Source organism: Bradyrhizobium sp. SZCCHNS1022, from assembly GCF_032484835.1.
Lineage (GTDB): Bacteria > Pseudomonadota > Alphaproteobacteria > Rhizobiales > Xanthobacteraceae > Bradyrhizobium.
Genome location: NZ_JAUETT010000001.1, coordinates 2,648,651 through 2,675,427, shown reverse-complemented (window position 1 = coordinate 2,675,427; position 26,777 = coordinate 2,648,651). Strand labels below are relative to the sequence as shown.

At 64.1% G+C, this 26,777-nt stretch carries 24 protein-coding genes; 5 read left to right on the top strand and 19 right to left on the bottom strand.

Features of this window, described 5'->3' with window-relative positions; genetic code table 11:
- Window positions 1-114 precede the first annotated feature (114 nt).
- The 11 genes from QX071_RS12110 to QX071_RS12060 form a co-directional block, all read right to left on the bottom strand.
- Complete coding sequence (locus tag QX071_RS12110) at window positions 115-306, bottom strand: hypothetical protein (protein ID WP_315706848.1); 192 nt, start codon at window positions 304-306, stop codon at window positions 115-117.
- Between the two features lie 294 nt (window positions 307-600).
- Window positions 601-843 carry a hypothetical protein gene (locus QX071_RS12105; RefSeq protein ID WP_315706814.1) on the bottom strand — a complete coding sequence of 81 codons (243 nt, stop codon included), beginning with the start codon at window positions 841-843 and terminating at the stop codon, window positions 601-603.
- Window positions 844-1,341: 498 nt separating this feature from the next.
- Window positions 1,342-1,773 (bottom strand): acyl-CoA thioesterase, encoded by a 432-nt coding sequence (locus QX071_RS12100; RefSeq protein ID WP_315706815.1) that lies wholly within the window; start codon window positions 1,771-1,773, stop codon window positions 1,342-1,344.
- On the bottom strand, window positions 1,770-3,866 hold the full coding sequence (locus QX071_RS12095; RefSeq protein ID WP_315706816.1) for a 3-hydroxyacyl-CoA dehydrogenase NAD-binding domain-containing protein: 2,097 nt from the start codon (window positions 3,864-3,866) through the stop codon (window positions 1,770-1,772). Before QX071_RS12095 ends, QX071_RS12100 begins: the two co-directional genes overlap by 4 nt.
- Before the next feature lie 2 nt (window positions 3,867-3,868).
- Window positions 3,869-5,152: an acetyl-CoA C-acetyltransferase gene (locus QX071_RS12090; protein WP_315706817.1), complete on the bottom strand. Its 1,284-nt coding sequence runs from the start codon at window positions 5,150-5,152 to the stop codon at window positions 3,869-3,871.
- Window positions 5,152-7,428, bottom strand: a complete 2,277-nt coding sequence (locus tag QX071_RS12085) for an acyl-CoA dehydrogenase (protein WP_315706818.1) — start codon at window positions 7,426-7,428, stop codon at window positions 5,152-5,154. Before QX071_RS12085 ends, QX071_RS12090 begins: the two co-directional genes overlap by 1 nt.
- A 217-nt stretch (window positions 7,429-7,645) precedes the next feature.
- A complete protein-coding gene (locus tag QX071_RS12080; RefSeq protein WP_315706819.1) occupies window positions 7,646-8,269 on the bottom strand; it encodes a flavin reductase family protein in 624 nt (207 codons plus the stop codon).
- A gap of 100 nt (window positions 8,270-8,369) precedes the next feature.
- Entirely contained in the window at window positions 8,370-8,978 is a 609-nt protein-coding gene (locus QX071_RS12075; RefSeq protein ID WP_315706820.1) for a TetR/AcrR family transcriptional regulator, read from the bottom strand.
- Between the two features lie 58 nt (window positions 8,979-9,036).
- Window positions 9,037-12,177 carry an efflux RND transporter permease subunit gene (locus QX071_RS12070; RefSeq protein ID WP_315706821.1) on the bottom strand — a complete coding sequence of 1,047 codons (3,141 nt, stop codon included), beginning with the start codon at window positions 12,175-12,177 and terminating at the stop codon, window positions 9,037-9,039.
- Window positions 12,178-12,417: 240 nt separating this feature from the next.
- The gene (locus tag QX071_RS12065; protein ID WP_315706822.1) at window positions 12,418-13,524 is read right to left on the bottom strand and encodes an efflux RND transporter periplasmic adaptor subunit; all 1,107 of its coding nucleotides are present in this window, start codon (window positions 13,522-13,524) and stop codon (window positions 12,418-12,420) included.
- A gap of 251 nt (window positions 13,525-13,775) precedes the next feature.
- Window positions 13,776-15,110, bottom strand: coding sequence for an MFS transporter (locus QX071_RS12060; RefSeq protein ID WP_315706823.1), 1,335 nt, complete (start codon window positions 15,108-15,110; stop codon window positions 13,776-13,778).
- Window positions 15,111-15,236: 126 nt separating this feature from the next.
- On the opposite strand from QX071_RS12060, the gene QX071_RS12055 reads away from it, so the two are divergent.
- Entirely contained in the window at window positions 15,237-15,674 is a 438-nt protein-coding gene (locus QX071_RS12055; protein WP_315706824.1) for a DUF2809 domain-containing protein, read from the top strand.
- A 17-nt stretch (window positions 15,675-15,691) separates the two neighbouring features.
- Here QX071_RS12055 and QX071_RS12050 read toward each other — a convergent pair whose 3' ends face one another.
- Together QX071_RS12050 and QX071_RS12045 are read right to left on the bottom strand one after the other, a co-directional pair.
- Window positions 15,692-16,861 (bottom strand): winged helix-turn-helix domain-containing protein, encoded by a 1,170-nt coding sequence (locus tag QX071_RS12050; RefSeq protein WP_315706825.1) that lies wholly within the window; start codon window positions 16,859-16,861, stop codon window positions 15,692-15,694.
- A gap of 160 nt (window positions 16,862-17,021) precedes the next feature.
- Window positions 17,022-17,237 carry a CsbD family protein gene (locus tag QX071_RS12045; protein ID WP_315706826.1) on the bottom strand — a complete coding sequence of 72 codons (216 nt, stop codon included), beginning with the start codon at window positions 17,235-17,237 and terminating at the stop codon, window positions 17,022-17,024.
- A gap of 134 nt (window positions 17,238-17,371) precedes the next feature.
- On the opposite strand from QX071_RS12045, the gene QX071_RS12040 reads away from it, so the two are divergent.
- Window positions 17,372-17,893: a cupin domain-containing protein gene (locus QX071_RS12040; RefSeq protein WP_315706827.1), complete on the top strand. Its 522-nt coding sequence runs from the start codon at window positions 17,372-17,374 to the stop codon at window positions 17,891-17,893.
- 149 nt (window positions 17,894-18,042) lie between these two features.
- Here the strand turns inward: QX071_RS12040 and zigA are convergent, their stop codons facing one another.
- The gene (gene zigA, locus QX071_RS12035) at window positions 18,043-19,248 is read right to left on the bottom strand and encodes a zinc metallochaperone GTPase ZigA (protein ID WP_315706828.1); all 1,206 of its coding nucleotides are present in this window, start codon (window positions 19,246-19,248) and stop codon (window positions 18,043-18,045) included.
- A 241-nt stretch (window positions 19,249-19,489) separates the two neighbouring features.
- Between zigA and QX071_RS12030 the strand changes: the two genes are divergently transcribed.
- Complete coding sequence (locus QX071_RS12030) at window positions 19,490-19,978, top strand: VOC family protein (protein WP_315706829.1); 489 nt, start codon at window positions 19,490-19,492, stop codon at window positions 19,976-19,978.
- Here the strand turns inward: QX071_RS12030 and QX071_RS12025 are convergent.
- The 3 genes from QX071_RS12025 to QX071_RS12015 all read right to left on the bottom strand — a co-directional run bounded on the left by QX071_RS12025 (window position 19,965) and on the right by QX071_RS12015 (window position 23,330).
- On the bottom strand, window positions 19,965-21,407 hold the full coding sequence (locus tag QX071_RS12025) for an MATE family efflux transporter (RefSeq protein ID WP_315706830.1): 1,443 nt from the start codon (window positions 21,405-21,407) through the stop codon (window positions 19,965-19,967). The genes QX071_RS12030 and QX071_RS12025 overlap by 14 nt on opposite strands.
- 109 nt (window positions 21,408-21,516) lie before the next feature.
- The gene (locus QX071_RS12020) at window positions 21,517-22,650 is read right to left on the bottom strand and encodes a hypothetical protein (protein WP_315706831.1); all 1,134 of its coding nucleotides are present in this window, start codon (window positions 22,648-22,650) and stop codon (window positions 21,517-21,519) included.
- A gap of 2 nt (window positions 22,651-22,652) precedes the next feature.
- Window positions 22,653-23,330, bottom strand: a complete 678-nt coding sequence (locus QX071_RS12015; protein ID WP_315706849.1) for a FecR domain-containing protein — start codon at window positions 23,328-23,330, stop codon at window positions 22,653-22,655.
- A 153-nt stretch (window positions 23,331-23,483) separates the two neighbouring features.
- On the opposite strand from QX071_RS12015, the gene QX071_RS12010 reads away from it, so the two are divergent.
- Entirely contained in the window at window positions 23,484-24,827 is a 1,344-nt protein-coding gene (locus QX071_RS12010; RefSeq protein WP_315799351.1) for a phospholipid carrier-dependent glycosyltransferase, read from the top strand.
- Between the two features lie 45 nt (window positions 24,828-24,872).
- On the opposite strand, the gene QX071_RS12005 is transcribed toward QX071_RS12010, so the two are convergent.
- Entirely contained in the window at window positions 24,873-25,529 is a 657-nt protein-coding gene (locus tag QX071_RS12005; protein WP_315706832.1) for an OmpA family protein, read from the bottom strand.
- A 384-nt stretch (window positions 25,530-25,913) separates the two neighbouring features.
- On the opposite strand from QX071_RS12005, the gene QX071_RS12000 reads away from it, so the two are divergent.
- Window positions 25,914-26,144: a hypothetical protein gene (locus QX071_RS12000; protein ID WP_315706833.1), complete on the top strand. Its 231-nt coding sequence runs from the start codon at window positions 25,914-25,916 to the stop codon at window positions 26,142-26,144.
- 96 nt (window positions 26,145-26,240) lie between these two features.
- Here QX071_RS12000 and QX071_RS11995 read toward each other — a convergent pair whose 3' ends face one another.
- Entirely contained in the window at window positions 26,241-26,714 is a 474-nt protein-coding gene (locus QX071_RS11995; RefSeq protein WP_315706834.1) for an FKBP-type peptidyl-prolyl cis-trans isomerase, read from the bottom strand.
- Window positions 26,715-26,777: the final 63 nt, after the last annotated feature.

Here is a 26,777-nt window from a genome sequence, read left to right as displayed (position 1 = left end):
ATGGTGCGGCGGATTCTCGCAAGCGTCAATCCGCCCGAGCCCTCGAAGCGGCCGCCACTCACGGGAGATGACAGCCGGAACCGCCGCATGCTCTTTGTCCAGAGCCTGCCGTGCTTACGCCGCCGCTGACAATTCACCGTTGACGAGCCGCATCGCCGCGCGCTCCGCCTCGCGCGCATTGCGAAATACCTGGCCCTCGAGTGGGTTGAAGCGATGCGACGCAGCAAAGAAACGATAGCCACCGCAGTCGCGCACGACGATCCCTGCCGCCTGATTGCTGACCTCGATGATGTAGGTGTCCGACATTACCCAGTCCTTCAGCTTAAGTCCGGGCCTATAACGGAGGATGACGGCAGGAGTTCCAGGGACCAGGTGCCGCACCCCGGTGTTCCGATGAAGACGGCCCGGCGGATTTGATCGGAACTTCAAATTCGCCGCACGGCTGGTCATGCTTCCTTATTGGTGGGCGGCGCTGATCCCAGCACAGCAACGACGCCCGCCACAGTCCTGCAGGTCACCGGCGTCCTTTGCTTCTACCCGCCGGCGAGGCCAGCCCATAAGCTCGAACGCACGCCCTTGTCGAACCAATGGAGAGCACTCTCATCGGGATTCATCGCGCGACACCAGCGTCGGCTTCGATGGCCCGCGCGCATGGATCAAGCTTTCGTGGTGCTGGCCGAGCAACTCATAAATCTGGTGCAGATCTCGAAGCACTGAAATCTGCTGCTCTCGAAATAGGTTCAGCTCGATCTCATAATCATCAATCTTGTTCTCGGCACGATGAAGCCGCTGCTGAAGCCTTTTAAGAACTTCCAAAGTCAACCTGTCGTCAACATCGGACATATCCAACTCCACCAATCATAACTCCCGTCGCATTGCTGCTCGCCATCGTATTCGCTTAGCGGAGGCCGAAGCCTCGTCGGATGGCGAGCCACCGTCATGAACTGGACGACGCCGTTGTCTTGATGCGTCAATCTCTGTCCTGCTGGAGCAGCAAGTCACGACTACACACCACAAATCATCATGATAGTAGCTACACAACCACTGGTGCGCAATACGTCACCCGAATGGCGCTACGCTAAGATGACTAACGAAGACCTCGCGCCTTGAACAGACAAACGTAGCGGGCTGCGGCTAAAAGTACCGTCGCAATACGCACGGCAATTCTTGCCGAGTGATCGGCTCACCGGGATCGGCCGCATCGATTGCGCCTGATGCCAATGCGTTCAACCCCGCCACATGCCTGCAAATTCCTAGCAGAAGCGGCTCGCTATAGCGCGAGAAGCAGAACGATTATGCTAACAACTGCATACGTCCAACTGCACGCGCTCCTGGGCCTATCTAGCTGGCCGCCGCCGCGCCGTCCCGTTTGATCATCTGCGGACGACCATCATCGTCGATCGAGACGTAAGTAAAATTACCGTCGGTCACAAGGATCGGCTGCTCCTCTTTGCGTCGCAGCACCCAGGCTTCGAGATGCACCGTCATCGACGTGCGGCCGAGCCGAACGAGGTTGGCATACACGGAGACCAGATCGCCGACATAGACAGCTTTACGAAAATTCATCGCTTCGATCGCCACCGTGACCGTACGCGATCTCGCGACCTTGGAAGCGAACACGCCGCCGCCGACATCCATCTGGCTCAACAGCCAGCCACCGAAAATATCGCCATTGGCGTTGGTATCGGCCGGCATCGCAAGCGTGCGAATGCAGAGATCGCCACCCGGCTCGCTCGATGTGGTGAATGCGGCATGAACAGAAGCTTCGGTCACCTGAAAGTCTCCCAACCGGTATCGGGGGTGAACCGATCACCGAATTTCTGCGCGAGGCTGCGCAAGGTGGTCACGACATCCTCGATGCCGCGCGTGCGCGCATAATTCAAGGGGCCACCGCGAAACGGAGCATAACCTGTGCCGAAGATCATCGCTCCATCCACACTATCAGCATTATCCACAATGCCCTCACGCAGGGCAGCAACGCAGACATTGGAGATCGGCAGGATCAGGCGATCGATCATCTCTTGCGAGGGCTTGCGCTCCGTCGGTTGGCTCGCGATGCGCTGAGGCTTGCCGTCTCGCCAACTATAGAAGCCTTTGCCGGTCTTGCGGCCGAGCTCGCCTCTCGCCACCTTCTCGCGCAGCCACGCCGGCGTCGGCGGCAGCGCGTCGCCGAATTTGGTACGCAGCATGTCGCCGACGTCGAGGCAGATGTCGAGCCCGACCTGGTCGGCGAGCTCGATCGGTCCCATCGGCATGCCGAACCTGCGCGCGGCGGCATCGATGACGGTCTGGTCGATCTTCTCATCCAGGAGCACCATCGCTTCCAGCATGTAGGGCGTCAGCGCGCGATTGACGAGAAAGCCGGGCGAGCTCTTCACCGGTAGCGGCAACCGATCGATCGCGCCGACAAAGGCGAGTGCACGGCTGAACAACGCCTGATCGGTGCCCTCGTGATGGATCACCTCGACGAGCTGCAGCCGCGACACGGGATTGAAGAAGTGCAGCCCCAATAGCCGTTCCGGCCGCAGCAGGCTGGTGCGCAGATCCTGAAGCGGAATGCTCGACGTATTGGTGGCAAGGATCGCATCGCCCTTCATGCGAGGCTCGATCGCGGCGTAGACTTTCTGCTTGAGCTCGAGCTTCTCCGGCACCGCCTCGATAACCAAGTCGGCGTTGCGCACACCTTCGCCCGCCATGTCCGGGATCAGCCGGTCGAGCGCATCGCGCACTTCGGGGCCTGTTCGGATGATCTTATTGAACAGATCGGCGGCGCGCTTGATCGCGCCTGCGATCGGCTCCGGCTTCATGTCGGCGAGCGTGACGCGCAAGCCCTGATTGGCGCACCAGGCCGCGATATCGCCGCCCATCGCGCCGGCACCGATCACGTGGACATGCTGGACCTGGCTGCCGGTGCCGGCGCTCTTCTTCATCTGCTCGCGCAGGAAGAAGACGCGGATCAGGTTCTGCGCGGTCGGCGTCACCATCAGGCCGGCGAACGAGGTCTGCTCCGCCCGCAGCATCGCGACCTTGTCGCCACCATGCCGTTCCCACAAATCGATCAGCGCGTAAGGCGCAGGATAATGCTCGCGCGGCGCGCTCTTCTCCGCTTCGCTCCGCATGCGATTGGCGAGCAGCCCGCGCACCGGGCCGGCATTGAGCAGCGCGTTCAGCATGCCGGGCTTGGCGCGCTTCAGCCGCCCGAACACGGCATCCTTCACCGCGCCGCGGACATGGCGCTCCTGCGTCACCGCATCCACCAGTCCGAGCGATTTGGCGCGGCGCGCATCGATGGTCTTGCCGGTCAGCATCAGGCTCATCGCCTGCACCGGATTGACCGCTTGCGTAAAGCGCGCGGTGCCGCCGAGGCCCGGGTGCAGGCCCAGCATCACCTCGGGGAAACCGAAGCGGGCTCCCTCGATCGCGATCCGTGACTGACAGGCAAGCGCCACTTCGAGCCCGCCGCCGAGACAGAAGCCGTGGATCACGGCGACCGTCGGGACGCGCAGCGCCTCCAACCGGTCGACCACCGCATGCGCGCGCAGCATCTCGGTGCCGACCGCGCGCGCATCGCTCGCGCCGCGGAAAGCATTGACGTCGGCGCCGGCAATGAACCCGGACGCTTTCGCAGAGCGGATGACGAGCCCGGACGGCCGGTGCGCTTCCAGCTCGGCGAGGACGCGATCGAACTCCTCGAGAACGTCCGCAGACAAGGTGTTGGCACTGGTCCCGGGCCGGTCGAACAGCAGCCAGGCGATGCCGTCCTCATCGCGTGTCAGCTTGAAGTTCTTGTACGGGCCTGCCGCATCAGCCACCGGCCCAAGCTCGCGCACGCGATCACTGAGGACATCCATGATTTGCGATTTCATGATCACACCGCCTCGATCAGCATGGCACCACCGAGCCCACCGCCAATACATTCGGTGGCAACGCCGCGCCGCGTGCCGAGCCGCTTCATCGCATTGACCAGATGCAGCACGATCCGGTTGCCCGACGTGCCGACGGGGTGACCGAGACTGATCGCACCACCATCGACGTTGAGCCTGGCGCGATCGATCGATCCGGCCGCGCCGTCGAGGCCGAGCACCTCGCGGCAGAACCGCTCGTCTTGCCAGGCAGCGAGACAGCCAAGCACCTGCGCGGCGAAGGCTTCGTTCAGCTCCCAGGTCTCGACATCCTGCAAAGCGAAATTGTTGCGCTTCAGCAGCGCGGTGGCCGACAGCACCGGACCAAGGCCCATGATCGAGGGATCGAGCGCCGACCACTGGCTGTCGAGAATGACGGCTTTCGGCGACAACCCGTGCTTCGCCACCGCATCTTCCGAGGCCAGGATCACCCAGGACGCGCCATCGGTGATCTGCGAGGAATTGCCCGCGGTCACCTGGCCCCAGGGACGTTCGAACACCGGACGCAATTTCGCCAGCGACTCCGCCGTCGAGTCCGGCCGCACGCCGTCATCGTGATCATAGAACTTGCCGTCGCGCGCGAACGCGGTCTCGACCTCGCCCTTCAGCCAGCCCTCGGCCTGGGCGCGGGCAAGCCGTCGGTGGCTCTCGGCCGCATACTCGTCCGCCTGCGCCCGGGTGATCCCGAACAGATGGCCGACCTTTTCCGCGGTCTGCCCCATGTTGAGCTCGGTGACGGGATCGGTGAGCCCGCGCTCCAGCCCGATGACCGGCTTGAAGTAGCTGGGCCTCACTCTCAACGCGGCCGCGATCTTGGCGGCCAGTGTCTTTGCGGTGGCAAGCCCCGCGAACCAGCGCACGCCCTGCTGCGGCCAGACCAGCGGCGCATGGCTCAACGCTTCGGCGCCGCCGGCGAGGATCAGATCGGCGTGGCCCTCGCGGATATAGCGGTAGGCGGTGTCGATCGATTGCATGCCCGAGCCGCAATTGATTTGCATGGTGAAGGCGACCATCCGCTCGCCCATCCCGAGCCGGAGCGCAGCGACACGAGCCGGGTTCATCTCGTCGGCGATCACATTGACGCAGCCGAGGATCACCTGGTCGAAGCGATCTGGCGCGAAGGGTTGGCGCGCGAGCAGCGGCCGGCCGCATTGCACGGCGAGATCGACCGGCGTGAAGGGCCCCGGCCCGGAACGCGCCTTCAGGAACGGCGTCCTGCTGCCGTCGATGATGTAGACCGCGCGTGCCATCAGCTTGCCGCCCTCTGTTCGCCGAGCTGCTGAAAGAATTGATGCACATCGGCCGGTTTGCCGGCGATCGGCGACAGCGCCTCGGCTGCGAAATCGTCGACCTCGATCACTTTGGCCGCCGCCTCGTGGGCCGCGATAAGCCGGTCTGCATCACTCTGCGTAATGACGCCCTTCTTCACCGCTTCGGCGGGATCGCGCAGCCGCGCGGCGCGCAGCCGCTTCACGATGTCCTCGGCGGCGACGACAAGCCGCAGCGCCTTCTCCAGTCGCGCCACCGGCCCGTCATCATCGACCTCGGCGAGGTCAGGCGTCAGCCGGTCGCGCGCTGCTGATGGCGCGAGCAGGATCTGCGCGCACTGATGAACGATGCGATCAGAGGGCCCGAGCACGCGCGAGCCGAACGGCTGCACCGCGAATTTCAGAAGCCCTGCCACAAACCGGTTCGGCAGATTGGCGATGATCTCGGCGAAACGGTTCTCGATCGTCCTGCAGCCCGATGCCATGCACCATTCGAGCAGCGGCAGGTCTTCGGCTTGACGGCCTTCATCCTGCCAGCGCTTCAGTGCGGCAGATAATAAATAGAGCTCGGAAAGGATGTCGCCAAAGCGCGCCGACAACATCTCCTTGCGCTTCAAGGCGCCGCCCAGCGTGAGCAGCGCCACGTCGGCGCAGAGCGCGAAGGCCGCCGCATAGCGCGAGAGCCGGCGATAATGCCCGGTCGCACTCCCCGCTTCGGGCGCCGGTGCAAAGATCCCAAAGGTCCAGCTGCGGCCCCAGGCACGAAACAGTGTCGTGATACTGTGGCCGACATGCTTCCAGAACGCGGTGTCGAAGGCGTCGAGCCCGGTTTTGCGGTCGCTATCCGCAAGCGCATTCATCTCCTGCAAGAGATAAGGATGCGCGCGGATGGCGCCCTGCCCGAACACGATCAGGTTGCGGGTGAGAATATTGGCGCCTTCGACCGTGATGCCGACCGGCACGGCGCGATAGATGCTGCCGAGATAGTTCTGCGGTCCGTCGATCACTGCCTTGCCGCCATGAATGTCCATCGCATCGTCGATCGCGATCCGCATCCGCTCGGTCGCGTGCAGCTTCATGATGCCGGAGATCACGGCAGGATGATGCCCGGCGTTGAGCGCGGCACAGGTGAGCCGGCGCGCCGCGTCGAGCAGGTAAGCCGTCGCGGCGATCCGCGCCAGCGGCTCCTCGATGCCTTCGAACTTGCCGATCGGGATGTTGAACTGCTCGCGGATGCGCGCATAGGCGCCGGTGGCGCGGGCGGCGAACGCCGCACCCGCGGCCGACAGTGACGGCAAGGAGATGCCGCGCCCGGCAGCCAGCGCCGTCATCAGCATCTGCCAACCCTGCCCAAGCCGCGCCTTGCCGCCGATGATGTAGTCCAGCGGGATGAAGACGTCCTCGCCCCAGTTCGGACCGTTCTGAAACACCTGCATCGACGGCAGATGACGGCGGCCGATGCGGACGCCGGGCAGATGGGTCGGGATCAGCGCCACCGTGATGCCGAGTTCGTCCTGGTGGCCCACGAGGTGATCGGGATCATAGGCCTTGAAGGCGAGCCCGAGCAGCGTCGCGACCGGGCCGAGCGTGATGTAGCGCTTGTGCCAGTTGAGCCTGAGGCCGATCACCTCGCGCCCTTCGAACTCGCCCTTGCAGATGACGCCGCTATCGACCATCGCCGCCGCATCCGAGCCGGCCTCCGGGCTGGTCAGTCCGAAGCAGGGAATGTCACGCCCATCCGCCAGTCGCGGCAGCCACCGCTCCTGTTGCTCGCGGGTGCCGAAGCGCATCAAGAGTTCGCCCGGCCCGAGCGAGTTCGGCACCATCACAGTCACGGCTGCCGCAATCGAGCGTGAGGACAATTTGCGCACGACTTCCGAATGCGCATAGGGCGAGAAGCCGAGCCCGCCGAATTCCTTCGGAATGATCATGCCGAAGAACTTCTTGCGCTTAACGAAGTCCCAGACTTCGCGCGGCAGATCGCGCCATTCCCAATTGATCTTCCAGTCGTCGAGCATTCTGCAGAGCTCTTCGACCTCGCCATCCAGGAAGGCGCGCTCCTCCTCGGTCAAGGTCGCCTGCGGGACAGCGAGCAGCTTGGTCCAATCGGGGTTGCCGGTGAACAGTTCGGCATCCCACCAGACATCGCCCGCCTCCAGCGCCTCGCGCTCGGTCGCCGACATCGACGGCAGGACACCGCGGGCCCAGGAGAAGATCGGCTTGGTGATGAAATCGCGGCGGAACGAATTCATGGCCATGTCCTCGAACGGTTTTGTCCTCGAACGCTCTTTCGACGAAGGTAGCGCCGGCGCCGGAGCGGCGCCATCTTAGCCCAACACCCGGCGATTCAGGTGACAGTTCTCAGCTGACACTTTCGCATGAGAATCGAGTGAGTTACGCGCGCCCCCGATCAACGGCGAGCGAACAATGCGGTTCCGGTCGCCGCAGAGCAGGTCCAGACGCTAGAATAACGCCTCAATCCGGCCGCGCCATCTCGAACATCGCCTCCGGCGTGATCTCGAAATAGTCGCCGCGGCGGCCGGCGCGCACGATCGGATGCGCCAGCGCGGTCTGGTAGACGCCGTCCTTGATCAGCGACCTGTCGATCGTGACGCCGACCACTTCGCCGAGCGTGAGCCAGGCATTGGCCTTGGTGCCGTCGGCGCCCTGCAGCTGGATGATCTGGGAGACCTTGCACTCGAACGCCACCGGGCTCTCGCCGACCCGCGGCACATTCACGAACTTGCAGGGTACGGGGGTGAGGCCGGCCAGCTTGAATTCATCGACGTCGCGAGCGACATGCGCGGCGGTCGCGTTCATGCGTTCGGCCAGGTCGCGGGTGACCAGATTCCAGACGAATTCGCCGGTGTCCTGGATATTGGCGACCGAGTCCTTCCAGTTGGTGGAGGAGAAGCCGACGATCGGCGGGGTGTAATTGAAGGCGTTGAAAAAGCTGTAAGGCGCGAGATTGACGTTGCCGCTCTTGTCGCGCGAGGAGATCCAACCGATCGGACGCGGCGCGATGATGGCGTTGAAGGGATCGTGCTTGAGGCCGTGGCCGTTCTTCGGTTCGTAGAAGTGCAAGTCCTGCTCGGTCACGCCTTCACCCTTCCGTCATTGCGAGGAGCGCAAGCGACGAAGCAATCCAGCGCTTCCTTGCGGCCCTGGATTGCTTCGCTTCGCTCGCAATGACGGGAAACTAGCTCGCAACCTTCCTTGAACCAAGCCCGACCAGCACGAAATCGATCATTTGATCGATGGTCGGTCCAGGCTTCCGCTCGCATTGAGCGATCATCTGCGGGTGGAAGAATCGCAGCATCGCGGTGGTGACGCACTGGGCCGAGAGCGGCAGATCGACCGCCTCGAACTCGCCCGATGCCGCGCCCTGCCCGATCACCCGGCCGATAATCTCCGTGATCAGAAGCATATGCGCCTCGCAGACCTCCCAGCTCTCCTCCATGGCGACCGCAACCATCTCGTGCAACTTGGCGTCGCCGACATAGCGCTCGGTATTCATGATATGGATGGTGGCGAGCAGTTCACGAAGGCGCGGCACCGCCGGTCCGGGACGCGCCGCAATCTCCTCCGCCGCCACCTCGACCTGGCCCATCAGCGTTCGCGCGACACCGTGATGGATCGCCTTCTTGGAATCGAAGAAGCGATAGACATTCGCCGGGCTCATGTGGAGCTCCTTGGCGATGTCGGCCACGGTGGTCTTCTGGTAGCCGATCTGCCGGAACAGCCGCTCCGCCACCACGAGAATCCGCTCGCGCGTATCGGGCTCGATATGGTCGGAAACCAGCGCCATGCTCGCCATCATTCTCCTCTGTCCAACGCGATTTTCAGCGCGATCCATTCAGCGGGATTTATTCAGCAGCCTCGGCGAGCGGAATGGTCTCATCCGCATGCCGCTCATGCTGCGCCGCAGGATCAGTTTCAGCGTCCGTCCCACGCTGATCGAGGCTCTTGCGGAACCAGAGAGCATACAACCCTGGCAAGTACAAGAGCGTGAGGAAGGTTGCGACGAACAACCCGCCCATGATGGTGATCGCCATCGGTCCCCAGAAGGCCGAGCGCGACAGCGGGATCATGGCGAGGATCGCAGCCAGCGCGGTCAGCACCACCGGCCGGGCCCGGCGCACCGTGGCCTCGATGATCGCCTCCTTGCGGGTCAAGCCATGGGCGACGTCGGTCTCGATCTGATCGACCAGGATGACCGTGTTGCGCATGATCATGCCGGCGAGCGCGATCAGGCCGAGCAGCGCGACGAAGCCGAACGGCGCGTTGGCGACGTTGAGGCCGAGCGAAGCGCCGACGATGCCGAGCGGCGCGGTCAGGAACACCAGGATCAGGCGCGAGAAGCTCTGCAGCTGGATCATCAGAAGCGTCAGCATCACGGCGACCATCAGCGGGAATAGCGCGAAGATCGAGGCATTGCCCTTCTGCGATTCCTCGACCGCGCCGCCGATCTCGATCCGGTAGGCCGGCTCGAGATGCGCGCGGATATCGGCAAGCTTCGGCCAGATCTGGTTGGTGACATCAGGCGCCTGCACGCCGTCGGCGACGTCGGAGCGCACGGTGATCGCCATGTCGCGGTTGCGTCGCCACAGGATCGGCTCCTCATGTGAATACTCGATCTTGGCGATCTGCTGCAGCGGCACGGCCAGGCCGTTGCGCGAGGTGATGGTGAGGTCGCCGACATGGGCAAGGTCGAGCCGCTCCGACGGGACCGCGCGGGCAATGACGCCGACCTTCTCGATGCCGTCGCGGATGGTCGTGACCTGCAAGCCCGAGATCAGCATCGCCAGCGACTGCGAGACGTCCTGCGGCGTCAGCCCGAGCGCCCGGGCGCGATCCTGGTCGACGACCAGCTTGAGGTACGGCGACTGCTCGTTCCAGTCGAGCTGCGGATCCCTCACATTCGGATTCTGCCGCATCACGTCGCGCACCTGATAGGCGATGTCGCGCACCTTGGCGGTGTCGGGGCCGATCACGCGGAACTGCACGGGGAAGCCCACCGGCGGACCGAAATTGAAGCGGTCGACGCGGACGCGCGCTTCGTTGATCGCGCCATCGGCGGCGGCGTTCTCGATCTTCGCCTTGATGCGCTCGCGTGCGGCGACATCCTTGGCGACGATCACGATCTCGGCGAAGGCCTCGTTCGGCAGCTGCGGGTTGAGACCGAGCCAGAAGCGCGGCGAGCCCTGGCCGACATAGGCGGTGTAGGTCGCGATGTCCTTGTCGTCCTTCAGCAGCGCTTCCGCCTTCTTCGCCGCCTTTTCGGTGACGTTGAAGGCCGTGCCCTCCGGCAGCCGCAGTTGCAGGAACAGCTCGGGCCGCTCGGACAGCGGGAAAAACTGCTGCTGCACATGGCCGAACGCGACGATCGCGGCGACGAAGACGCCGACGGTCGCCGCGACCGTGGTGATGCGATGCTCGACGCACCAGCGCACGATACGGCGCAAACCGCGATACATGCGGGTGTCGTAGATGGCGTGCTCGTCGTGACCGTGATGCGCCTTCATGTCGGGCAGAAGCTTCACGCCGATGTAGGGGGTGAAGATCACCGCCACGAACCAGGAAGCGATCAGCGCGATGGCGACGATCCAGAAGATGCTGCCGGTATATTCGCCGACCGCCGAATTGGCGAAACCGATCGGCAGGAAGCCTGCGGCCGTCACCAGGGTGCCGGTCAACATCGGGAAAGCGGTTGATTCCCAGGCGAAGGACGCCGCGCGGATCCGGTCCCAGCCCTGCTCCATCTTCACCACCATCATCTCGACCGCGATGATGGCGTCATCGACCAGAAGTCCGAGTGCGATAATGAGGGCACCAAGAGAAATGCGGTGCAGGTCGAGCCCGATCGCGTTCATGACGATGAAGACGATTCCGAGCACCAGCGGTACCGACAGTGCCACGACGATCCCGGTGCGCCAGCCGAGCGCCAGGAACGAGACGAACAGCACGATGACCAGCGCCTCGACGAAGGAATGCACGAACTCGCCGACGGCGTGCTCGACCACGTTGGGCTGATCGGCGATCTGCTTGAGTTCGATGCCCTGCGGCACCGCTTTCATGAAATCGTCGGTCGCGGCATGCACATCCTTCCCGAGCTCGAGGATGTTGGCGCCCTTGGCGGTGACGACGCCGATGCCGAGCGCCGGCTTGCCCTCCTGGCTCACCTTGAAGCTCGGCGGATCGACATAGCCGTGGGTCACGGTTGCGATGTCGCCGAGCCGGAACACGCGACCGTTGCTTTCCACCGGCGTCTCGGCCACCGCCTTGGCGCCGTCGAGCGCACCGGTGACGCGCAGCGGCACCCGCTGCGCCGAGGTCTCGACCGTGCCGGCCGGTGTCACATTGTTCTGCTTGGCGAGCGAGTCGAACAAGGCCTGGGGCGTGATGCCGAGCGTGGCGAGCTTGGCGTGGCTGAACTCGACATAGATGCGCTCGTCCTGGGTGCCGTAGAGATTGACTTTGTTGACGCCGTTGACCTTCAGCAGCCGCTGACGCAGGCCTTCGGCGACCTTCTTCAACTGCGCATAATCGGCGCCATCGCCGGTCATCATGAACAGGATGGAATCGACATCGGAGAACTCGTCGTTGACGAACGGCCCGAGAATGCCCGACGGCAACTGGCCGGCGACGTCGTCGAGCTTCTTGCGCAGCAGATAGAACAGATGCGGCACGTCCTTCGGCGGCGTGGAGTCGCGGAAGGTCACCTGCATCGCCGCGAACGACGGCTTCGAATAGGTCTGCACCTTCTCGAAATAGGGCAGCTCCTGCAGCTTCTTCTCGATCGGATCGGCGACCTGGCTCTGCATCTCGGCGGCCGTGGCGCCCGGCCACATCACGGAGACATTGACCACCTTCACCGTAAAGAACGGGTCCTCGGCGCGGCCGAGCTTCTGATAGGAGAAGAAACCCATCACGCCGAGCGCGAGGATCAAGAACAGCACCAGCGGCGGATGGCTGACCGCCCAGGCCGAGAGATTGAACCGCTTCATGGCACGCTCCGAGAGATGATCCGCTTGGTCACTTGCGATTGCCGATTTGGTTCGTCATTGCGAGCGAAGCGAAGCAATCCAGAATCTTTCCTCAGATATAGTCTGGATTGCTTCGTCGCCTTCGGCTCCTCGCAATGACGAAAGTTGTTATCTCCGTCATTCCGGGACGCCTCGCAGAGGCGAACCCGGAATCTAGAGGTCCGGGTTCGATGCTCCGCATCGCCCCGGAACGACCGCGAATTAGAACGACAGCGCCGACACCACCCGCACCTTCTGGGCGGGGTCGATCTTCTGCACGCCGAGCGCGACCACTTTCGCGCCCTCCTCGACGCCGCCGGTGACCAGCACATCCTTGCTGTCGTAGGATTTCACCGTGACCGGCGTCAGGCTGATCTCGCCCTTGTCGTTGACGACGTAGAGCGACGGCTCCCTGCCCTCGCTGAACAGTGCCGACAGCGGCAGCCGCGCCACGCGCGTGGTGGCGGCATCGGCGAGCGTGAGCGTTGCGGTCATGCCGAGCGAGACATTGTCGTCGGCATCGGGCAGCGAGAATTTGGCGAGATAAGTGCGCGTGGCGGCGTCGGCCGCAGGCGCGATCTCGCGCAGGCGCGCCGCGTATTTCTTGTCGGGGCCCGACCACAAGGTCACGCTGGCCGTACCGGTCTTGGCACGCTCCAGCAGCGTCTCGGGGATCGCCACGACCGCTTCCTTCTCGGCAAAGCGCGCGACCCGGACCGCGGCCTGGCCGGCCGCAACGACCACGCCGGGCTCGATCATGGTCGCCGTGACCACGCCGCGGGCGTCCGATTCGAGCGTGGCGTAGGACAGCGAGTTCTTGGTCAGCTCGACCGAGCGCTCGGCGCGGTTGAGCCGGGCGCGCGCTTCGTCGGCTGACGCCCGCGCCTGGTCCATCTGCGCGTCCGTGGTCCAGCCCCTGGCGCGCAGTTCCCTGGCGCGGGTCTCGGCCGCGGCAGCCTGGGCCAGCACGCCGGTGGCGGCGCGGCGTTCGGCTTCCGCCTGCTCGGCCTGTAGCTTCAGGTCGACCTCGTCGAGGACGGCGAGCGGCTGCCCCACGTCGACGGTCTGGCCGACCTCAACCAGGCGCTTCGCCACCTTGCCGGCGACGCGGAAGCCGATATCGGCTTCGATCCGCGGCTTGACGGTACCGACGAAGCTGCGCTCGGGCGTCTCGGCCTCGTAATGCACGGTCGCGACCAGCACCGGCCGGATCGGCTCGGCCTTCTGGGCGACGGTATCGTTGCAGCCGGCCAGGGCAATCGCGCCGACGGCCAGCGCAGCGCCGGTCAAGAGCTTGGAATCGCTGAGCAAAAAGGATCGGAACAGCATCCGACACTCCCATGTTGCAGTTGCACGGAGTGTCGAATGTTGACTGACGAATGTCAATAATCATCAGTGATCATGACTTCGTGAATGTTAAGACATGTTGCCGCAGGGGGCTTTGGGGTGCAGCGCCCTTTCTGGAGCGCGCGTGACACGCTCGCCCCCGGGATTTCCAGCTTGTTTGCCAGATGGTCGCAACGGCGAAATTCCGGGTTCGGTCACTTGGAGGCCGCCTCGGAAAGACGAGCGACTGGCCTTCACTCTGCCGGGCTCTGCCCCGCAAACTCGACCTTGCTCTCATGCCCGCCAAGGAAGGTGAGCACGCCCGCGACCAAGGGCAGCACGGCAAGCGCCAGCAGGCCGTTGGCGGTCGAGCCGGTGGAATCCTTGATCCAGCCGATCAGATACGGGCCGCCGAACCCCGCGAGATTGCCGATTGAATTGATCAGCGCGATCGCGCCGGCGGCAGCCGTGCCCGACAGCCACGCGGTCGGTAACGTCCAGAACACGCCGAACACGCAGAACACGCCGATCGCGGCCACCGTCAGCACGATCATGGTGACGGTGGGATCGGTGATATAGCTGGAAAGCGCGAGCGCGACCGCGATCAGCATCAGCGGCGCGCCGACATGGAAAACGCGCTCGCGGCTCGCATCCGAATGCCGCGCCCACAGGATCATCGCCACGGTGCCGAACAGATAGGGGATCGCGGTGACGAAGCCGGTCTGCGCGTTGGTGAGGCCGAACGCCTTCACGATCTGCGGCAGCCAGAACTGCATGCCATAGAGCGCGCCAACGAAGCCGAAATAGATCAGGCTCAGCATGATCACCTTGGGCGAGGACAGCGCCTCACCGAGCGTCATCTGATGGGTCGCCTGCTTGGCGGCGATCTCGGCGTCCAGGCGTGCCGCGAGCCACGCCTTCTGCTCGGACGAGAGCCAGTCCGCATGCTCAGGTCTATCGGTGAGATAGAACCAGGTGACCACGCCCAGCAGCACGGACGGGACGCCTTCCAGGATGAACAGCCACTGCCAGCCCTGCAGGCCCATGACACCGTCCAGCCCGAGCAGCAGGCCCGAGATCGGCGCGCCGATCACGGTCGACACCGGCACGGCCACGGCGAAGGCCGCGAGGAAACGGGCGCGATACTGCGCCGGATACCAATAGGTCAGATAGAGGATGATGCCCGGAAAGAAGCCGGCTTCGGCCACACCGAGCAGGAAGCGCAGGATATAGAAGCTGGTGGCGCCGGAGACCATGGCCATCAGCGCCGAGATGATGCCCCAGGTCACCATGATGCGGGCGATCCAGCGGCTGGCGCCGAACTTCTCCAGCGCCAGGTTGCTCGGCACCTCGAAGATGAAATAGCCGATGAAGAAGATGCCGGCGCCCCAGGCGAAGATCAGCGGCGTGAACTTCAGCTCCGCGTTCATCGTGAGCGCCGCGAAGCCGAGATTGACGCGGTCGAGATAGGAGAAGAAATAGGCGAGCACCAGGAACGGGATCAGCCGCCAGGAGATGGCGCGGATGGTCGAGGTCTCGATGTCGCCGGCGCGATCGCGCGCGGCAGATGAAGTGGCGGACAGGCTCATGGCGCTTCTCCCGGACTACTCTTGTCGTTCTGTTGGGATCGGGTTTTCAGCATCGGCGGAGGCAAGTCAATTGGAATTGTGCATATATCAGCCATCATCGACGGAGCGCTGCGAGTTGCCCCGCACATGAGCGTGCTGCCCGTGCCCCGCGCCGCAGCCGCGCGCCGCGCCATCGTGGCCCTTGCGCTGGCGCTGACGGTGATCGCGCTCGGCCTCGGCTTGCGCTTCTACGGCCGCGGGTTCGGCCTGCCCGTCTTCATCGTCAAGTATGGCGGCTCGGCCCTGTGGGCCACGATGGTGTACTTCCTGCTCGCCGCAACGGCGCCTCGCCTGTCGCGGTCGCGACTGGTGGGCATCGCGCTGACGGTCGCGATCCTGGTCGAGCTGATCCGCCTCGTGCATACGCCCTGGCTCGACAGCTTCCGCCTGACGCTCGCCGGCGCCCTGCTGCTCGGAAGGATCTTCTCGGTATGGAATATCGTGGCCTATGCGGTGGGGATCGCGCTGGGCGCGGCGGTAGATCTGAAGGTTTGCGCTGATGCCTCTCGCAATGACGGCAATTGAGCCGTAGCGCCGCCGGATCAATCCCTCAGTTGAAACCGCTCGAACCGGTGCAATTCCTCCTCGATGCGCCGCTTCAGCGCTTTCCGCGCTTCACCCCGTGCCGCTTTGCCGGACCCGACCCAGCTCCATTTCTGCATCAACAGCTTCCGCTTCTGCCGGTCGGTCTTCAGATCGAGCGCCGCAACGATGTCCTCGCCGACCAGGACGGGCAGCGCGAAATAGCCGAACTGCCGCTTCTCCTTCGGTACATAAGCCTCGAAGCGGTGCGCATAGTCGAAGAACAGCTCGGTGCGCTTGCGCTGGATGATCAGAGGATCGAACGGCGACAGGATATGCACACGGTCCGAGCCAAGTTCGCCGATGCGATCGAGCATCTCCGGCCGGGCCCAATGCTGCAGCTTTCCAGCCCCTTCGATATCGACCGGCACAAGTTCCCCGCGCCGCTGCCGCGCCTCGATCAAGCGCCGGACTCCTGGCTTGGCCGGCGCATCGAGATGACAGGCCGAGTCGAGACTGACGACGCCTTGCGCACGCAGCGCACGGTCGAGCAGATAGGCTGTGATCTCAGCCTGGGTTGCGGGCTTGGGCGGCTTGTCCCAACCGAAATGCCGGCTGGTCAGATCATAGGTCTTGAGCATGCCCTCACGGCCGGAGATCGTGAGCGTGCCCTGGTAGAAGCCGAGCTGCAACGCGCGCTTCGACGGCTTGCGGCTCGCCCACAGATGTTCCTTTTCGGTCAGGACATCGTCTTCGATGTCGCGGATCGTCAACGCGCCCTGGCGGATCAACCGCATCACCTTGCGCATGTCCTCCGGCTTGACGGAATTGAGCCAGCGATGGCCATCGCGGCGATGCAGCCGCATCGCCGGCAGGAAGAAGCGGAAATCATGCATCGGCACATAGGCCAGCGCATGCGTCCAGTATTCGAAAACGCTCTTGTCGACGCTCTGGGCCTGGCGGAGATCGGCGCGGCGATAGGCAGGAATGCGCGTGAACAGGATGTGATGATGGCAGCGCTCGATGACGTTGATGGTGTCGATCTGGACATAACCGAGATGGGCCACCGCCGCCGCGACGGCTTCCGGGCCAGCACCGAAGGGCGTCTCCTCATCCAGCCGTTGTGCCCGCAGCCAAATGCGTCTTGCCTGAACCTGTGTCAGATGAACTGAGGGAATCGCGCGCGCCATCGCACCGATTGTAGCGGGATTCGTACCGGCATGGGCAGCCGGCGATCACTGGGGCGTGACCTCGCCGCGTCCCGACGGACGAAAAAAGACCGGCTCCCCCGGGATGAGGGAGCCGGTCTCTCGACGCGCGCACATTACAAAGCCGTCGAGTGAACCTCGCTTAGAGATTCTTGTTGACCGTTGAAGCCGCGCTGTTCGCAGCGTCCTTGGTGGCCTGCTTGGCGTCGCCTACCGCCTTCTGGCCCTTGCCCTTCACTTCCTGCATGGCACCTTCGCCCTGCATGCGATCCGAGCCGACCGCCTCGCCGATGCCCTGCTTGGCCTTGCCGACAGCCTCGTTGGTTGCGCCTTTGATCTTGTCAGTGGTGGCACCCATGGTCATTTCTCCTCCGTTGTGTTGCTCTCCCACAGACAACGCCGGCCATGCCAAAAGGTTCGCGGAACCTTTGTGGCGTTGCCGCGGCCTTTTCGTTAAGCTGCGCGTAGTTCCATCCAAGAAGAAAAGCATCCATGTCCGGTTCTCACCATCACGACGCACACGGCCATTCTCACGATCACGCTGACGAGCGCTGGAAGCACGATGGCATCCGCGTCATTCCCGGCGATCAGCTCGATCCCAACGTGCCGTCGACCGCCGGCATGGACCGCAAGGCCGCGATCAATTTCGCCCGCGTCGGCGCGCAGAAATTGTGGGCCGGCACGGTGACGATCAAACCCGACGCCAAGACCGGCGCGCATCATCACGGCCATCTGGAAAGCATCATCTATGTCGTGAAGGGCAAGGCGCGGATGCGCTGGGGCGAGAAGCTGCAGTTCACCGCCGAAGCCGGCCCCGGCGATTTCATCTTCGTGCCGCCTTACGTGCCGCACCAGGAGATCAACGCCAGCCCGGACGAGGTGCTGGAATGCGTGCTGGTGCGCTCGGACGGCGAGGCGATCGCCGTCAACATCGACATCGAACCGGTCGAAAAACCGGAGACCGTGCTGTGGGTCGATCCCGTGCACCGGGATCCCTCTGAAGGGAAGCCGTAGCGCCCGGTCGAGTGGCTGTTGATCCTGGGCTGGTGCTCTGCCCGGGTGAGATCGCCCTGAGGCACGTCTGGCGCGCCCCAGGGCGCCCTCGCAAAGCCGTAGGCGACGGCGTTTATGCAAGTGGCATGTGAACAGGCCGTTCGGCGGTGCTAGGCCGGCTGGCCGGCGCGGCGCCAATCCGGAAACGGGTCCGACAGCTTGGCCCATGTCGCAACATCCATCGACGGCTGACCCGGCAGCAGGCAATCATCGAGGCGCGCGCGCAGGGCCGCCTCGTCCATGTTGGTGCCGATGAAGACGATCTCCTGCCTGCGGTCGCCATAGATGTCGTCCCAACGTTCGAGCAACCGTGAACGCCAGGCCGGATCCTGCGGCCAAAGCTTGGACGGCACAGCGGCCCACCAGAAGCCGAGCGCATGGGTGCGTACCAGGGCGCCTGCCTGGCTGACTTCGCCGAGCCATTGCGGCCGCGTCGCCAGCCAGAAATGGCCTTTGGCGCGAATGACACCCGGCCAAGATTGCTTGATGAAGCGATCGAACTTCTCGGGAACGAAAGGGCGACGGGCGCGGTAGACGAAGCTGGCCACGCCATAGGCATCGGTCTCCGGCACGTGATCGGCAAAGCCGTACAGTTCGTCGTACCAGAGCGGATGCTGCTGGGCCTTTTCGAAATCGAAGCGGCCGGTCGCCAACACACGGTCGAAGGGCACCACGCCATGATTGGTCTCGATGAGGTCGGCACGCGGATTGAGCGCGCGGATGATCTTGCGCGCAGCATCGCGCTGGTCGTGCGTCGCGTCGTCGGTCTTGTTGAGCACGATGACGTCGGCGAACTCGATCTGCTCGACGAGAAGATCGACCAGCGCACGGTCGTCGCCTTCGAGCGCCTCGCCGCGATGGGCGAGAAAATCCGAGGAGGAATAATCCTTCAGCAGGTTCACGGCATCGACCACGGTGACCATCGTGTCGAGTTGCGCGATGTCGGAAAGGCTCCCGCCGTGCTCGTCGCGGAAATCGAAGGTCGCTGCCACCGGGAGCGGTTCGGCGATGCCGGTGGATTCGATCAGGAGGTAGTCGAACCGGCCGCTCTCGGCCAACGAGCGCACCTCCTTGAGAAGATCGTCGCGTAGCGTGCAGCAGATGCAGCCATTGCTCATCTCGACCAGTTTCTCATCCGTCCGCGACAGGTTGGCACCGCCATCGCGAACGAGGTCCGCATCGATGTTCACCTCGCTCATGTCGTTGACGATCACCGCGACTTTTAGGCCGCGACGATTGTTCAGGATGTGGTTCAGCAAAGTGGTCTTCCCAGCCCCTAGGAAGCCGGACAAGACGGTGACGGGGAGTCTGCGCATGGAGATCGAAGAGCCTCTTCAACGGGATCGGTCGCGGGTGTCGCATGGCTGCATATGTTATGTTATAACATAACATCTCTTGAGCAGCACTCCCTGTCAAGGCGTTGCTGCGGGAGACGCTTCACACCGACTTGATGGCTGCGGCGTCCGGACCAAGTTCTGCGCTTTTCATGTCCTGCGCTGTCGGCCCGGTGGCTTCTCGTTCGTCCTCCGGGCATCGCAAAGCCCGAAAGGAAAATGGATGTCCAAGATCGTCCCCTGCCTGTGGTTCAATGGCGACGCTGAGGAGGCCGCCAATTTCTACGTCTCGCTGCTTCCGGAGTCGCGGATCGAGACGGTGATGCGCGGCCCGATGGACAACCCCTCGGGCTCGGCGGGTGCGGTGCTGGTGGTCGAGTTCACGCTGGCCGGCCAGCGCTTCATGGCGCTCAACGGCGGGATGAAGGTCGAGCACACGGACGCGGTGTCGTTCAAGATCGGCTGCGAGGACCAGGCCGAGGTCGACCGTCTTTGGGATGCGCTCTGCGCCGACGGCGGTGCGCCGGTGCAATGCGGCTGGCTCAAGGACCGCTGGGGCATGCGCTGGCAGATCGTGCCCAATGCGATGATGCGCTATCTTGGCGGGCCCGATCGCGCCGCTGCGCAGCGGGCGATGGCGGCGATGATGAAGATGGTCAAGCTCGACCTCGACGTGCTGCGCCGCGCCTATGAAGGCGTCAGCGCGGCGTAAGGCGCCAGATATGGCCTGACATCAACACCGGGCTGCAGATCGCGGCGTAGGCCAGCAGCGACAGCATCACCATGGCGGCAAGCGCCGCCATGCCGCCGCCGAACTGCGCGACGACAAGCCAGCCGCCTCCGGCCGCGATCAGGATACGCACCACCGAGGCGAGGAACGGCCACAGCACGTGACCGGCGCCCTGTCCGGCAAAGGCCAGCACGAAGCCAAAGCCGAGCGCGGCATAGGCCGGTGCGACGAAGCGGAGATAGATGGCACCTTCGCGCAACACATCCGGCTGATGGCTGAACAGCGTCAGCCAGAGCGGCGGATACAGCGCAACGCCACAGCCGATCGCACCGACGAAACCGGCGCCGACCAGCGCGCTGAGCCTTGCGATATGCCGGGCGCGCGCACCGTGGCCGGCGCCGATATTGATGCCGACCATGGTCAGCGTCGCGGTGCAGAGCCCGAACAGGATCGGGATCATGATGTAGTCGAGCCGCGATGCGATGCCGTAGGCGGCAAGTTCCGAAGTGCCGAAGCGGCCGGCCGCGGAGGTCACCAGGATCACGGTGAGGTTCACCAGCACGGCGCTGGCCGAGGTCGGAAGTCCAACCTTGAGGATATCGGCGAACAGCCGCCACTGCAGCGGCGCGATGCGGCAATGCAGGCTGGAACGCCCTGAGGCCATATAGCGCACCAGGACCAGCATTGCTCCGGCATAGTATAGTCCGAAGGCAATGCCGGCGCCGCCGATGCCGAGGCCAGGCATCGGGCCAAGACCGAAGATCAGGAGCGGCGACAGCGGGATCATTACGCCAGCGCCGATCAGGGTCACCAGCGCCGGCACCCGGACATTGCCCGAACCGCGCAGCGCCGCCGCCTGCAGGTTGACGATCCAGACCGGTATCGCGCCCGCGAACAGGTAATTGGAATATTTCAGCGCCGCGTCCAGCGCGCCGGCGCGTCCGCCGAGCGCGTGGTACAGCGCCGGGCCTCCGAGCGCGGTGCCGATCGAAAAGAGCGCACCCGCCACGACCGAGAGCACGATGGCGTGAAACACGATGGCATCAGCATCCGCCTTCCGACCAGCCCCGATCGCACGCGCGACCGCCGAGGAGACGCCGCTGCCGATGCCGCCGTTCGACATCATCGTCATCAGCATGAAGAGCGGAAACACCATCGCAACGCCCGCCAGCGCGTCGGTGCCGAGGAAGCCGACATAATAGGCCTCGGCGACGTTCACCGCGGTCTGCGCCAGCAGCACCGTCATGGTCGGCAACGCCAGCTTGAACAGCGTCGGCAGCACCGGGCCGGTCAGGAGCGCCGCCCGGGTCCTCTCGGCGTTGGAGGCGGGCTGGCGCGCGGCGCCGCTTACGGGACGCGCCGCTTCGGCGACACCGGGCCGAGACGCAGTGGTGGGGACGTCAATGTCCATCGCTTCACGTCCCTCGCCTCGGCCAGGGTTATTAGATGATACTCATCATTCAATATAGCCGAGCGATTGCCGGCACAAGCGCATACGGGTCATGAAATCTTGAGCGGGCTCAGTAATTGACCCGCAAGCCGACACCGCCATGGATGGTGTTGCCGACCGGCTGCGGTCCCAGCGTTCCGTTGACGAAGAGATCGGCAACCCAGCCCTGGGCGAGGCGAAAACCGAGACGGCCGCCATATTCGAACCAGCCCTGGTTGCCCATGGTCGGTGTCACCGTGCCGTTGCCGGTCACGGTCGCGACGATGCCGGAGCGGGTGGCGAAGGACTGCACATAGCCGCCGTTGAGATTGGCCTCGAGGCTGGCGCCGAACAGATGCGTCCACTGCCCGCCGAGCTTGACCAGGCTGGTGCGGTCGGTGCCACCGGCGACCTGTGCGTCGAACGGGTTGAAGATCACCGCGGGATCGCGATAGCCGGAGATATGCTGCCAGAGCTGCCAGAGTTCGACCGAGGCGGCGAGTTCGTCTCGCGGCGAGATCCGGTTGATCCAGCCGGCACGGCCGTAGATGGCGTAGTTCGAGGCTGTGGTGCTGCTGTCCAGCGTCACCGTGCCGAGGCTCGTCGTATAGCTGCGGCCGTAGCGTAGCTTCTCGTAGGGCGTCAGGACGGTGCCGACGTCGAAGAACGGCCGCGACGAGCCCCAATCGGTGAAATCATAGCGCAAGGCGAACGCGCCGATCGGCGCACTGGTGACGTGATAGCCGCCTTCATTGTATTGCGTGTAGGCGAGGCCGGCGAGCAGCGACAAATTGTTGGTCAGCGTCTTGCGGCCGTGAATGCCGGCTGAGAACGAGCCGGCCGAACCGAACGCGCTGACACAGTCGCTGCAATTGACCTGCTCGTTGACACCGAGCAACACGGTGCCGAGCACGCGGTTGGTGATCATCTGGTTGAAGCGTTGATCGGCAAGGCTATTGATCGAACGTCCACTGGAATCCGAGCCGGTCGGCGTCGGGCTCGGCGAAGGATTCGGTGTCGGGGTCGACGTTGGAGTCGGCGAAGGTGATGAGCTCGGGCTCGGGCTGGGGCTGGACGTCGGGCATGCCGCGGCGACGAGACTGGAGGTCGCCGTGCCGGAGCAGCCCTGGGCGGCCGCGGGCGCTCCCTGCAGCAGGGTCACGGCAATGGCCAATGCCGTGGCGAATATGAGGAATGCTGCGGATCTGTACGCAAATCTCGCCATGATCAGCGCCCGCACAAGATGCCGGTGAAATCCTGGCCCGGCGTGTTGCTGGCAAGATCCGTCACGGTGCACAGTCCCGCCGTGGACGCGCAACTCGCAGCGAAGCTCCAGGGCGGATTATTGGTCTTCTTGATCGTGCTCTTGCCTCCGCCCGTTGCAGTGACGATCGCGGTATCGCCGGGCTGGGTCAGCTGGATGCACTGGAAGGTAAGCGTACAGACGGTGGAGGCGCCCTCTTGCAGCACCACCATGGTCTGGCCGCGCTGCGACTTGATGTCGAGAATGGTGCCGCGCACGCCGATCGTCGCAAGTTGCGTATTGATCTTGTAGGCCGCCTTCTCGGAATGACCGGTCACGAAACGGAAGACGCCGGTGCCGAGCCGGATGGCAATGTCGCGATAGCTCGTCTCGCCGTTGAAGACGGTCCGATCGAGCGTCAGCGTCGCATTGGGACCGAGCGACAGATTGGTACTGTCGATCATCACAAGACGTGCGGCGCTCTCGTTGCCGGTCCGCACCGTCTCGTCGCGGACCACCTGGTCGCCGACATTGATCGGGCTCATTGCAGCACCTGCAATGCGCAACACCTGATTCTGGATGACGGCGGCCTCCCCGATTCGGGTCTCGGCGCATGCAGGGCTCGCTGCAAGCGGTGCAGCGATACAGGAAAAACCGATCATCAGAATGAGGTGACGCGAACGCATTTCAATACCAATGGATTGCCTCTATGATCGTAACCGAAAACCGCGAGCTGCGATGTTGTCGAAGCGCAACAGCGGCGATTCATCCGCGTAGCTTGTTAGTGGCGCCAGGCTCGAACTCAGTTCAAGGCGATGGACACAAAAGTTGCCCCTGACTCGGTCGCGACCGGACGTGCCCGCACGCCTCAGCGCCCTTCAACTCAGCCGAGCCTCTCGGCTCCTCGGTGCGCGGCGATTGCGTTCGCTATTTTCGTAAGCACTCATGTCGCGCTCCTGATCGGCCTGTCCGCACCGGAGAAATTCGTCTTCGACGAGTTGCACTACGTGCCAGCGGCGCGGCAGATGCTCGGCCTCATGCCGGCTACGCCGCAGCTCAACCCGATGCATCCGCCGCTCGCCAAGGAATTGATCGCGCTCTCGATCCGCAGCTTCGGTGACAATGCGTTCGCCTGGCGCTACCCGGGGACGCTGTTCGGCGCGCTTGCGGTGGTGGCTATCTACCTCTGCGGACTTACCCTCTTTGCCGCGCAAGCCCCCGCGCTCGCTGCAGCCCTGATCGCCGTCTTCAATCAGATGCTGTATGTGCAGGCGCGTACCGCGATGCTCGACATCTACGCGCTGGCCTTGAGCCTGCTCGCGATCGCGGCGTTCCTGCATGGCTACAGGCGGCGCAGCCCGCAAGCCGCCTTCGCGCTTGCGGGCGCAGGCTTCGGATTGGCCGCCGCCTGCAAGTGGAGCGGCGCGTTTCCGCTCGTCGCCGTGCTCGGCATCGTTGCGCTGGTCCGACTGCTGCAGCATTGGCGAACATCGTTTGCCGAGCCGCGCGAGGACGACTGGTACCGGCCCGAGCTTTGGGCGAACCTGAAATCCTATCAGATTGCGCTTTGCTTCCTGGTCATTCCCGCCGCTTGCTACTTCGCGACCTTCATCCCGCTGTACGGCCCTTCGGTCGCCGACATCCTCGAGGCGCAGCGTCGCATCTTCGCCGACAACATCACGACCGCGATCGCCGGCCACACCTATATGAGCGCCTGGCCGAGCTGGCCACTGCTGCTGCGGCCGGTGTGGTTCCTGTTCGACAAGACCGATGATCAGCACATCGCCGCGGTGGTGTTTCTCGGCAATCCCGTGGCGCTCTGGCCGGCGCTGCTGGCGCTCCTCGTGTGCGTGCGTGACGTCGTGATGGCGCGCCGAGCCGAGCCGTTCCTGATCGTCGCGTTTTATCTGGGCTGCTACCTGCCGTGGGCCCTGCTGCCGCGCGCACTGAGCTTTCTCTACTACTACCTGCCATCGGCGACGCTCGCGAGCCTGGCGCTGCCTTATGCTCTGGCGAAGTCGCGCAGGTACTGGGCCCTGTGGCTCTATGTGGCTCTCGTCGCCGCCGGCTTCGTGGCGATGCTGCCGATCAGCGCCGCCTTCGTCGGCACCTCGATGCAGACCTTCAACCGCCTGATGCTGTTTCAGAGCTGGATCTGAAACTTTGCTAGCGCGCCGCTAATTGCAGACGGCGCGCGCAAGCCGTCATTTCGTGGCGGTCTTGGTCTCCATGTTGATCACCTGGACACGACGGTTGACGGCGGCAGCCGGATTGGCGGGATCCTTCAACTTGGTCCTGCCATAGCCGACCGTGACGAGATCTTTGCCCACGATGCCGAATCTATCGGCCAGATAACGCTTGATGGTGTCTGCACGACGCTCGGACAGGTCCTGATTGAAACTGTCGCCGCCGATGCCGTCGGTATGACCGGCGACGACGAAGGTCGCGCCCTTCAGGCTCGGATCGGACAGCGCCTTTCCAAGCTCCTGCACCGCCGGCATCGCCGCTTTGCTGATCTGCGCCGAGTTGTAGTCGAACTGGATCTCCAGATCGATCTTCGGCCTGCTCGCCGCAAGCTCGGCGAGTTGCGCGCGTTCGCCGAGCGACAGCGAGCGGGTGTTGCGGTTGCGCACGCTGTCGATAAAGCTCGCCTCCTTGGCTTGCTGGGCTGGGTCGGGCTGCGGCGTCGTCGCTTGCGCGCCGGCTGAAAGGCCGCGCGTGACCGGCTTCGGCTTCAGTGCGTTCAGGATCTGCTCCGCCGAAACGGCCCCCTCGCCCGCCAGCGCGAGACCGCCCCCGACCGAGAACGCGGCACCGAGCGCAATCGCATGCAGTCCAAAGGGTGCAATGAAACGTGTCATCTTCGTCATCCTTGAAATCGCGCCTGACGGCAATTGGATGCCGGAACGATAGGACCGGTTCAAACGCACCGATGTGACGGAGATCACATCGCAGAGGACGAGGAACATGCCGCCCGCGCAGAACGTTCTCAGGTTGAAACGCCAGTGAGTTGCGTTGCTGCGCGCCGGCCGCAAAGCAGTCGTGAGGCTGCCGGCCTGCGGACAAGAAAACGGCCAGAGACCGCTCTACGCGGTTGTTCGATCACAGGATAGGCTTCAGCGCGCGACGACGATCAACCACAGCAAGAAACGACCAGAAAAGCAGACGACGTGTTCAATTCTCCGCGCCGGCGTGACTATCAAAACTACCGCACGGGCAATTCGGATCAGGCTGGCTCCAGTTCCATGTCGATCCTGATCGGCGCCGGCTTGATCGCCGCGGCGATCCTGCTGTCGACATTGATCTCGGCCCTGGGCAGTCGCTATGTCGGCCTTGAGAGTCCGGCAGACGACACGGCCTGGCTGGTCGACCGCCTCACCGGGCGGGTCTACAAATGTCAAGCTGCGGAACCCGGCCGGGCGGCCTGCAAGGCAGACGCCGCAACCGGCAGCATTTCCGACAAGCCCAAACCTTGATGAGGGACATCATCTCGGCATCGTGGGCATGCCGAACGACCCGCCGGCCGTGGTCTTGCTACCGCGCCGCCCGACCCGAGGCGGCGCGGCTTTGGACTACTTCACGCCCAGCAATTCGACGTCGAACATCAGTGTCGCGTTCGGCGGGATCACGCCGCCGGCGCCGCGTGCGCCATAGCCGAGTTGCGGCGGAATGATCAGCGTGCGCTTGCCGCCCACCTTCATCGTGGCGACGCCTTCGTCCCAACCGGCGATCACGCGCTTCATGCCGATCGGGAATTCGAACGGCTCGTTGCGGTCGACGGAGGAGTCGAACTTCTTGCCCTTCTGGCCGTTCTCATAAAGCCAGCCCGTATAATGCATCACGCAGATCTGCCCCGGTTTCGGCGAGGGTCCTGTGCCCTCCTTGATGTCGATGATCTCGAGTCCGGAGGGCGTGGTCATGATCTTTCCTTTGGTCTGAGGAGCAGCACTCTGCGCCGACGCAGAGGTCGGGACAGACGCGGACAAGGCGGCCAGCGCAATTGCCGCCGCCGTGATCGCAAGCTTCGTAAACTTCGGACGCCGCATCGGTCACCGTCTTGGCTTGTTCGAGGGACCGCTGTTTAACGCAAAGCGGCGCCTGTTTCCAGC